At 70.3% G+C, this 276-nt stretch carries 1 protein-coding gene; it reads right to left on the minus strand.

The annotated features are described in order from the left end of the window. A partial coding sequence (locus tag IF89_RS40135; RefSeq protein WP_043195145.1) for a hypothetical protein occupies positions 1-276 on the minus strand: 276 nt, incomplete at both ends.

A 276-nucleotide genomic window follows, 5' to 3' on the forward strand; every position in this document is an offset into this window, starting at 1 on the left:
GTGCGCGATGCTGCGCCGGTCCTTGCCGGGGGTGTTGACCGTCTCCTGCAGGACCTTCCCGTCCCGGCCGGTCACCTTCTGCGACAGCACCAGCCCGGTGGAGCCCTCTTCAGGGTCGTACACGGTCTCCGTCACCGTACCGGTCTCATCGGTGGTCTTCACCGGACGGCCGTAGGCGTCGTAGGCGGCGGCAGTCACGGTCTCCCGTTTCTGGCCGGCGCTGTTGTGGACGGTGCTGGCCTCGCGGACGGGCAGCGCCCAGTCCGCGGGCAGCTC

This window comes from Streptomyces sp. NRRL F-2664, assembly GCF_000719345.1.
GTDB lineage: Bacteria > Actinomycetota > Actinomycetes > Streptomycetales > Streptomycetaceae > Streptomyces.